Below are 8,421 nucleotides of genomic sequence, written 5' to 3' on the forward strand. Positions count from 1 at the left end.
TGGCTATGAACTTACATACATGCACTATCGTGCTCACAAATAATCACAAACTCACGTATCACAATGTTGAAAAGAGTCTCAAGATGATCGAAGAACACGGCACCTCCGGGATCAGTAACATATTGATCGACGCCGTTGATGGGAAAATAATACGCTCGTACTATAACTTATCGGTGGAAGAGTCAATCGAGAGTTTAATGGACTTATAGAAAACCCAGTGATTAAATTAGGCCTACTGTGCTAGGCCTAATTTTACGTTACCCTTGCGAGTAAAAATATTAGAGGTGTTTAAGCATCCATACATCACATCCACCATGCAAGGTGCCTACCAGCGGTGAAGACAAGTGCTCGAAACCAAGACTTTCATATAACTTAATCGCTTGAGACATATTCGACAGAGTATCTAGATAGCATTGCTCAAATCCTTGTTGCTTAGCAAACTCAAGGCATTGATGAGATAGCTGCTTTCCCAGCCCAAGCCCTCGACTTTCTTTTAGCAAGAAAAGCTTTTTGAGTTCACATACTTTCCCATCATCAGAAAATGGAGCAAGGCCACAGCCACCGACTATTTGGCCATCCAGTAAAGCAACTAAATACAAAGAGTGCTTTTCCGGCAAATAATACTGACTCATATTTTCTACTTCGGCGTCTGATGGACCAAAACCGTCTCCAACCGCACCGTACTCTTCACCTACCCGCTTAATGATCTCGCATATTGCTGCATCATATACTGGGATAATTGGAACAATTTCAAGTCTTTGGTCACTCATGTTACTTCCTGAAACAGATCATATCGAGACAACAAAATAATATATATATCATTTTATATCAACGTGATAGAAGTGACTGCTAGCCGAATAGTATGATAGGGGTATTTATATTACTGTCAATGATGGTACTAGGATTAAAAAGGCTTCGAAGCGTAGCCCGTCATCACACTTAGTTCCAAAAACTTACCTAGTTTCGTCATAGGATGTACCAAGACTAAACCTTTAACTGACTTTTTTAATTTTCCAATATCAGCCTGTTCTGCCTTGGTGATTTCACGAGAAAAGGCCATTGCTTTCAGTTTTTTACGTTCCTTGTTTAAGTCATAGGATTGTTTGCTTTTGATCGCATGAACTTTCTTAGCAAGTTTATCTATTTCATCAGTATATTTGGTGATCATTTCTTGATCGCCACGAGCCTTCGCAGAATCTAGCTTGCGATTATATTTATCGAGACGATTATTAAGGTTTTGCAACTCTTGCTTAGTGCTCATTAGCTTGTGCTCTAAAAATCAAAAAGGTCGGCGAGTTTATCATAAATAGGTAGCTCTGTATTGCTTAAGAACCAAGATCGACAGCATGGAAACAATAGTCCGACGAGGTAAGCCGAATGTTGACGTAATACCTATGGCTATTTGAGTTAAGAAAAACTCATCTGTCCAGTATGAAACATCACATAACTACAACAGCCGCTTATAAGTGTGGGCCTCTTAATATACTGACATAAATAACAAAAAAATAAGCTACATCTCATCAGTCTCGAATTAAACTGCTCCACTCCCCAAACTTATAAAAACTATTTTATCAATAAAGGCATACCTAGGCTGACATCTTGTCTAATCTTAATGTAGTAAATGGTTGAACTGGCTCTATTCTCTTTATCACATCAGTCCCTCGATAAGAGCGAGAGCTAAGTTCGACAAATTATAATTTGGCACTAACACTGGCGCCCTAAGAACCGTTGAAAACAGGATGTTTGTATGAGCCTTACTATTCGAAGCCGCCTTTATATATTGGCACTGGTCCCATTGCTTGTAATAGCATTAGGCATGCTTGGCTTTACCTATGTAAAAACTAACGAGCTCAATGCTCAACAAATCGAAGTCACCAGAAGCAACATGATGCACATGAAGAAGGAAGAGCTTAAGCACTATCTTCAGATGGCACAGTCTGCTGTTCAGCCTTTGCTGGACAAAGGTGCAACTCTCGAAGAAGCAGCTCCTATCCTCCGGTCACTAAAATATGGTAAAACCGGCTATATGTTTGGATATGATTCCAAAGGTATAAGGAAAATTCAGGGCAGTACAATGGCCGGTGTGGGTGATAATTATTGGGATCTTCAAGACAAGAAAGGTAATTACCTTATTAGGGATTTAGTTCGAAATGCTAAAACCGGGGACTTTACAACTTACTACTTCCCAAAACCTGGGGAAACGGAAGCATTACCTAAACTTGCGTACTCCATCTACATCTCTGAATGGGACCTTATGTTGGGAACGGGTTTTTATACTGACGATATCGATGAAATAGTCGCCGAGATGGAAAGCACGACCAATGAAGCTCTGCAAGAAACCTTATCTGCTATCATTCTTTTCTGTATCGTCATTGCAATCGTTGTTGCTGTGTTTTCCGTTGGAGTCAATCGTACTATCCTCAAACCACTTGAGCTATTCGACGCATCAATCAGCTCATTTGCCAGCGGAGATGCCGACCTTACCGCACGGATGGAAGATTTCAAAGCACCAGAGTTTTCCCAATTAAGTAAAAACTTCAACGCTTTTGTTGAAAGCCTGCAAACCATCATTCGCAGTGTGAGTGAGGTAGGCCAACAAGTGGTTTCAGAAACAACAAACATGTCAGGACGTGCTGGTAAAGTTGATGAACTTGCATCAGGACAACGCGAAGAGACAGAGCAAGTTGCTACAGCAATGACCCAAATGACAACCACTGCATCAGAAATATCGAACAACGCCAGTCAAGCGGCAGACTCAGCCAAAGAAGCAGACGACAATGCCAAAGATGCGCAAAATATCGTTAACTCAGCCGCAAAATCAGTTGAAGCTCTAGCAGAAGAAGTATCTCAAGCCAATGGCGTCATCTCTCGCTTAGAAGGTGATGTTCAGAATATATCCTCTTCTCTTGAGGTCATCCAAGATATTGCTGAGCAAACTAATCTATTGGCACTTAACGCCGCAATAGAGGCAGCTCGGGCAGGTGAGCAAGGCCGTGGCTTCGCTGTGGTTGCTGACGAAGTTCGTAAATTGGCCAGCCGCACACAAGATAGTACTGGTGAAATTCATGAAATGATCGAGCAACTCAAATCCGCTTCTGATGACGCAGTAAAAGCGATGGAGTCAAGTCAAAAGCGTGGTGCTAGTACGGTAGAAGAAGCAAACGCAGCTGCCAAAGCTCTGGTCCAAATTCAGGAATCTATTGGCACCATTATGGATATGAACTCCCTAATTGCTACCGCAACAGAAGAGCAAAGCATAGTAGGTCAAGAGATCTCTGAACGTATTGTGGTTATCTCAGATCAAAGCTCTCAATCAGCGGAATTGGCGAATGAAAATAAAGCAGGTAGCCAAGCACTCAACCACAGAGCCAACGAGCTTTACGATTTAGTTGGTCGATTTAAAGTCTAGCAATTCACAAGGCCTGCTAGCAGCAGGCCTTAAATTTTCCCCTTTCTTTCGACTCACTCACCCTTAGCACGTCCACAACAGTTCATAGAGTAAAGGCTCTGATTATTGAAGTGCGTCTCAATAAAAAAGTGACCTCATATTTAGCTTTCACACATTTCCATAAATCACACGCAAACTTATTGACAACTCAGCATAATTAAATGCCCCGATTTTTCCATGTGTGTAATTTATGCGTAACTTGTAGATAGGTTCTTCAGGAGCCAAAAAATATCAAATGCTTGATGTTTGTCGTAGGCCATGTTCAACAATATTTTTTATTATCCAAAGGAAAATAACATGTATAAAAATATTATAAGTTGTTGTATCGCCTCAGCTCTTTCAGTTATGTCTGGCTTGGCGCTTGCACAACAAGGCGAGGTGAAATCGGTCTTAGCTGAAGGTCAAAATCTTGCACCTTTGCTCACAGTCGAAGATGAAAAGGGAATAAAAAATAAATACATCGTGGTGCTCAAAAAACCAGAAATGTTGCTTGAAGGTTCACAAGCTTTTGTTGAGTTTACTCGGCAAGCTGTAACTGGATTAGCCAACCAACACTCGCTTAAAACAGAGAGGATATACGATCACGTTTTGAGTGGATTTTCTGCCACTCTGACTAAGGAACAGCTCAAAGCACTTCGTGAAGATCCACAAGTCGCTTATATAGAGCAAGACAGAATCGTATCTATCGATCCTGTCTTTTCTGACGAGGGCACCCAAACCAATGCCATTTGGGGTTTAGATCGTATAGATCAACGAAATTTACCGCTTAGCGGCAGCTACACATACAATTATGACGGATCAGGAGTCACCGCATATGTCATCGACACTGGCGTAGAAAACAATCATAGTGAGTTTGGTGGTCGTTCAACTTCAGGCTACGACTTTGTTGATAATGATAACGACAGCTCTGACTGTCACGGACATGGTACGCACGTTGCGGGCACCATTGCTGGTAACCAATATGGCGTAGCAAAGAATGCCAATATTGTGGGTGTCCGAGTGCTCAGTTGTCGCGGTTCTGGTTCTAACTCAGGGGTAATTGGTGGTGTAAACTGGGTTGCAGCCAATGCTTCTGGCCCATCAGTCGCTAACATGAGCTTAGGCGGAGGCGTATCTAGCTCACTAGATAGTGCGGTAGCAAGTGCTGTACAGTCTGGAATTACATTTGTATTAGCGGCAGGTAACTCAGATGCTGATGCTTGTAACTCTTCACCAGCTCGTGAGCAAAGTGCAGTAACAGTAGGTGCCAGTACTAGCAGTGATAGCCGATCAAGCTTCTCAAATTGGGGAAGCTGTGTAGATGTATTTGCTCCTGGTTCAAACATTAAATCAGCATGGATAGGAGGTGGGTATAGGACAATTAACGGTACCTCAATGGCTGCACCTCATGTCGCTGGTGTCACTGCTCTTTACCTTCATGAGAATAATGCATTATCACCTTCACAGGTATCTAACCTTATTAGCACACGTGCGACATCAGGTAAGATATCCAATACCAAAGGAACGGTTAACAAACTCGCATATAGCCTCAATGGTAGCGGCTGTGAACCAGACTGTGATAACCCAACGCCAACCCCTGATGGTGAACTGAACAATGGAACCCCTGTCAGCAATATCAACGCGAGCCGTGGTGCACAAAAACAGTACTATATTGATGTGCCTGCTGGCCGTTCGCTCAGTGTAACAACGACAGGTGGCTCTGGTGATGCAGATCTATATGTACGCTTTGGTGCGCAACCAACAACCGGTACTTGGGACTGTCGCCCTTATCGATATGGAAATAACGAAGTTTGCACCATATCAAATACACAAAATGGTCGCTATCACATTATGCTTAATGCCTACAGCACTTATAGTGGAGTTACTCTGAAAGCGAGTTATTAACTAGTAACGTCCAATCGAAGCATAATACCAGTCAACCATAGTTGGCTGGTATTTCATCCACTAAACAATATATTTGTCTTATAACTTAGGATTAAATCAGCTCTCGACAGTAGATAACCTTCCACAGATTTTGATTGAACATGTTAATTACTTTGACTCGATGTTAGAAAATATCGACCTTTATTCATATACTTAATATTAACAATAAACTTCTTGGCATTATCTCATCCGCCAAGCAAAAGCTCGTAACTGTGCTAAATTGGAGGTCTCTTGATTACTTTCATGCTCAATCAAGAAGTCAAACAAGAACATCAAATTTCACCTAATATGACGGTGCTTCAATACTTAAGAACGCATATCTATAAGACAGGTACAAAAGAGGGCTGTGCGTCTGGAGACTGCGGTGCTTGCACAGCAGTTTTAGCTGAAGTCAAAAACAATCATCTTCAATATCGCTCTATTAACACCTGCATTACATTCATATCTTACTTACATGGAAAACAACTCATCACTGTTGAGGATTTATGCCAAGACAATCAGTTGCATCCTGTTCAGCAGGCGATGGTTGATTTTCATGGCTCTCAGTGTGGTTATTGCACCCCCGGCTTTATAATGTCTATGTTTGCACTTGTAAAGAATAAGCCCAACGCCAGTAAGCAAGACATATTAGAATCACTAGCTGGAAATCTGTGTCGCTGCACTGGCTACAGAAGTATTCTAGATGCCGTACTCTCTCTAAGGTCTAACAAATCTTTAGTCGATAACTTTTCTTCTTCAGAGAGAAATACTGTCTCGCAACTAGCGGCGCTTAACCAAGAAGCAGCTTCACTGAGATATGACAAGCTTACGGCCTACCTGCCACGCAGCACTAAAGAACTTGCTAAAGTTTACAGTGTAAACCCAAAAGCCAAACTGGTTGCTGGAGGCACTGATCTCGCTTTAGAAGTCACTCAACAACACAAAAAAATTGACACTTTAATTTGCTTACACTTGGTCGAAGATATGAAGGTGTGTTTCGAAAAAGAAGACATGCTTGTTATTGGTGCCAACACTAATATCACAGATGCAGCACAAGCGTTAGTAAACCTATTTCCAGACTTTAGTGATCTACTGCACCGATTCGCCTCTCCTCAGATACGTAATTTAGGCACTCTGGGTGGTAACATCGCAAATGCCTCACCGATTGGTGATATTGCCCCGCTTTTTATCGCACTAAATGCAAAGCTTAAGCTTCGCTCTGGTAATAACACCCGGATTTTACCTATCGAAGATTTCTTTGTGCGTTACAAAGTTACAGCACAACAAAAAAGCGAGTTTATTGAGCAAATCCATATACCTAAACTCCAAAAACATAACTTTTTCCGTGCCTATAAACTTTCTAAGCGTCTCGATGATGACATATCTGCTGTTTGTGGCGCTTTCAACATTGAAATTGAAAATAACAAAATCGTTAGTGCTCGGATCGCTTTCGGTGGAATGGCTGAAACTCCCAAGCGAGCTACTCAATGCGAAAGTACACTGATAGGTAATGCATGGAGTCAGGAGACGATTGACTCTGCAACGATATCATTAAACAAAGATTTCGAACCACTGAGCGATTTTCGAGCCAGTAAAGAATATCGCTCAGTGACTGCAGCAAACATGCTCCAACGTCTATTTATCGAACATAAGTATCTCAATAGTCAAATTGAAACCCGAGTGACCACCTATGTCTAAATCACGCAAACAAACGCTCAAAACAGGCATCGGGAAAAGCGTCGAACACGATAGTGCTCGCAAACAGGTGACGGGCGACGCTATTTATGTTGATGACCAAATTGAATATCCCAATCAGCTACATGTGTATATAGGAACAAGTACTCACGCTCATGCAAACATCACTAAGTTAGATGTTTCTCCCTGCTATGATTTGGCAGGCGTCGCATGCGTTATTACACACCAAAGCATTCCAGGAAATATAGACATAGGCGCGATTTTACCCGGCGACCCTTTACTCGCAGACGGTCAAGTCCAATATTATGGCCAACCTATATTTGCCGTTGCAGCCAGCTCTATAGACATAGCAAGAGCTGCAGCACAAGCAGCCATCATAGAATATCAACCTCTTCCACATCAGCTAGACGTTAAACAGGCATTAAAACAAAAGCAATTTGTCAATGAAAGCCACCAGCAGAAAAGAGGTAGTCTTCCAAACGCATTTAAGCGCGCCAAACACATTATTGAAGGGGAGCTTGAAATTGGTGGACAAGAACATTTTTATCTCGAAACTCAAGTAAGCTGTGCCATACCGACAGAAGACGGTGGTATGCAAGTCTTCTCATCAACACAAAACCCGACCGAGGTGCAGCATAAAGTCGCTCAGGTTATCAATTTACCGAACAACAAAGTGGTGGTTGAGATACGCAGAATGGGGGGCGGCTTTGGTGGTAAAGAAACGCAGGCAGCGATACCTGCCTGCATTGCCGCCGTAATCGCTAATATCACTCAGCGCCCAACCAAACTACGTCTCCCTCGCATGGAAGATATGATGATCACTGGTAAAAGACACCCGTTCTACAACCAGTATAAAGTTGGATTCAATGATGATGGCGTAATAGAAGGTGTGGATATTGTTGTTTCAGGCGACTGTGGGTACTCGCCAGATTTATCAAGTTCAATTGTCGATCGCGCCATGTTTCATTCGGACAACGCCTATTATCTCGGTGCCGCAAGTGTTACCGGCCATAGGTGCATGACAAACAAAGCCTCTAATACTGCCTTTAGAGGCTTCGGTGGGCCACAGGGAATGATGACGATAGAGCACATCATGGATGAAATCGCCCACTACCTGAAAAAAGATCCCTTAGAGGTCCGAAAAGCCAATTATTACGGTGAAAAAGGGCGAAACGTCACTCACTACCATCAAAAAATTGAAGATAACTGTTTAGCGACTATTACCAATAAGCTGGTTAAGGACTGTAAATATCAAGCTCGTCGCAAGTCCATTAATCAATACAATAAGCAAAGTCCAATTCTTAAAAAAGGCCTGGCTATTACTCTAATGCCGATCAGTTAAACATTAATCGGCAGATCAATTGAATGATCCCATC

Annotated in this window: 6 protein-coding genes and 1 pseudogene; 5 read left to right on the forward strand and 2 right to left on the reverse strand. The window is 42.2% G+C overall.

All coding sequences use genetic code 11. The features are described from left to right. Positions 1 to 5: 5 nt before the first annotated feature. The gene (locus AAFM34_RS19550; RefSeq protein ID WP_371833288.1) at positions 6 to 209 is read left to right on the forward strand and encodes a hypothetical protein; all 204 of its coding nucleotides are present in this window, start codon (positions 6 to 8) and stop codon (positions 207 to 209) included. A gap of 69 nt (positions 210 to 278) precedes the next feature. On the opposite strand, the gene AAFM34_RS19555 is transcribed toward AAFM34_RS19550, so the two are convergent. Next, a complete protein-coding gene (locus AAFM34_RS19555) occupies positions 279 to 770 on the reverse strand; it encodes a GNAT family N-acetyltransferase (RefSeq protein WP_341665719.1) in 492 nt (163 codons plus the stop codon). Positions 771 to 904: 134 nt separating this feature from the next. Beyond that, positions 905 to 1,261, reverse strand: coding sequence for a YibL family ribosome-associated protein (locus tag AAFM34_RS19560; protein WP_341665721.1), 357 nt, complete (start codon positions 1,259 to 1,261; stop codon positions 905 to 907). A gap of 486 nt (positions 1,262 to 1,747) precedes the next feature. On the opposite strand from AAFM34_RS19560, the gene AAFM34_RS19565 reads away from it, so the two are divergent. From AAFM34_RS19565 to AAFM34_RS19580, 4 genes and pseudogenes are all read left to right on the forward strand, one after another. Further along, the gene (locus AAFM34_RS19565) at positions 1,748 to 3,409 is read left to right on the forward strand and encodes a methyl-accepting chemotaxis protein (protein ID WP_341665723.1); all 1,662 of its coding nucleotides are present in this window, start codon (positions 1,748 to 1,750) and stop codon (positions 3,407 to 3,409) included. Between the two features lie 336 nt (positions 3,410 to 3,745). After that, the gene (locus AAFM34_RS19570) at positions 3,746 to 5,332 is read left to right on the forward strand and encodes a S8 family peptidase (protein WP_341665725.1); all 1,587 of its coding nucleotides are present in this window, start codon (positions 3,746 to 3,748) and stop codon (positions 5,330 to 5,332) included. A 282-nt stretch (positions 5,333 to 5,614) separates the two neighbouring features. Beyond that, the gene (xdhA, locus tag AAFM34_RS19575) at positions 5,615 to 7,048 is read left to right on the forward strand and encodes a xanthine dehydrogenase small subunit (protein ID WP_341665727.1); all 1,434 of its coding nucleotides are present in this window, start codon (positions 5,615 to 5,617) and stop codon (positions 7,046 to 7,048) included. Beyond that, positions 7,041 to 8,369 (forward strand): annotated as a pseudogene (locus AAFM34_RS19580) (molybdopterin cofactor-binding domain-containing protein); the annotation flags it as partial. The gene xdhA and the pseudogene AAFM34_RS19580, both read left to right, overlap by 8 nt. Between the last annotated feature and the right edge of the window lie 52 nt (positions 8,370 to 8,421).

The organism is Vibrio sp., assembly GCF_038138445.1.
Classification (GTDB): Bacteria; Pseudomonadota; Gammaproteobacteria; order Enterobacterales; family Vibrionaceae; genus Vibrio.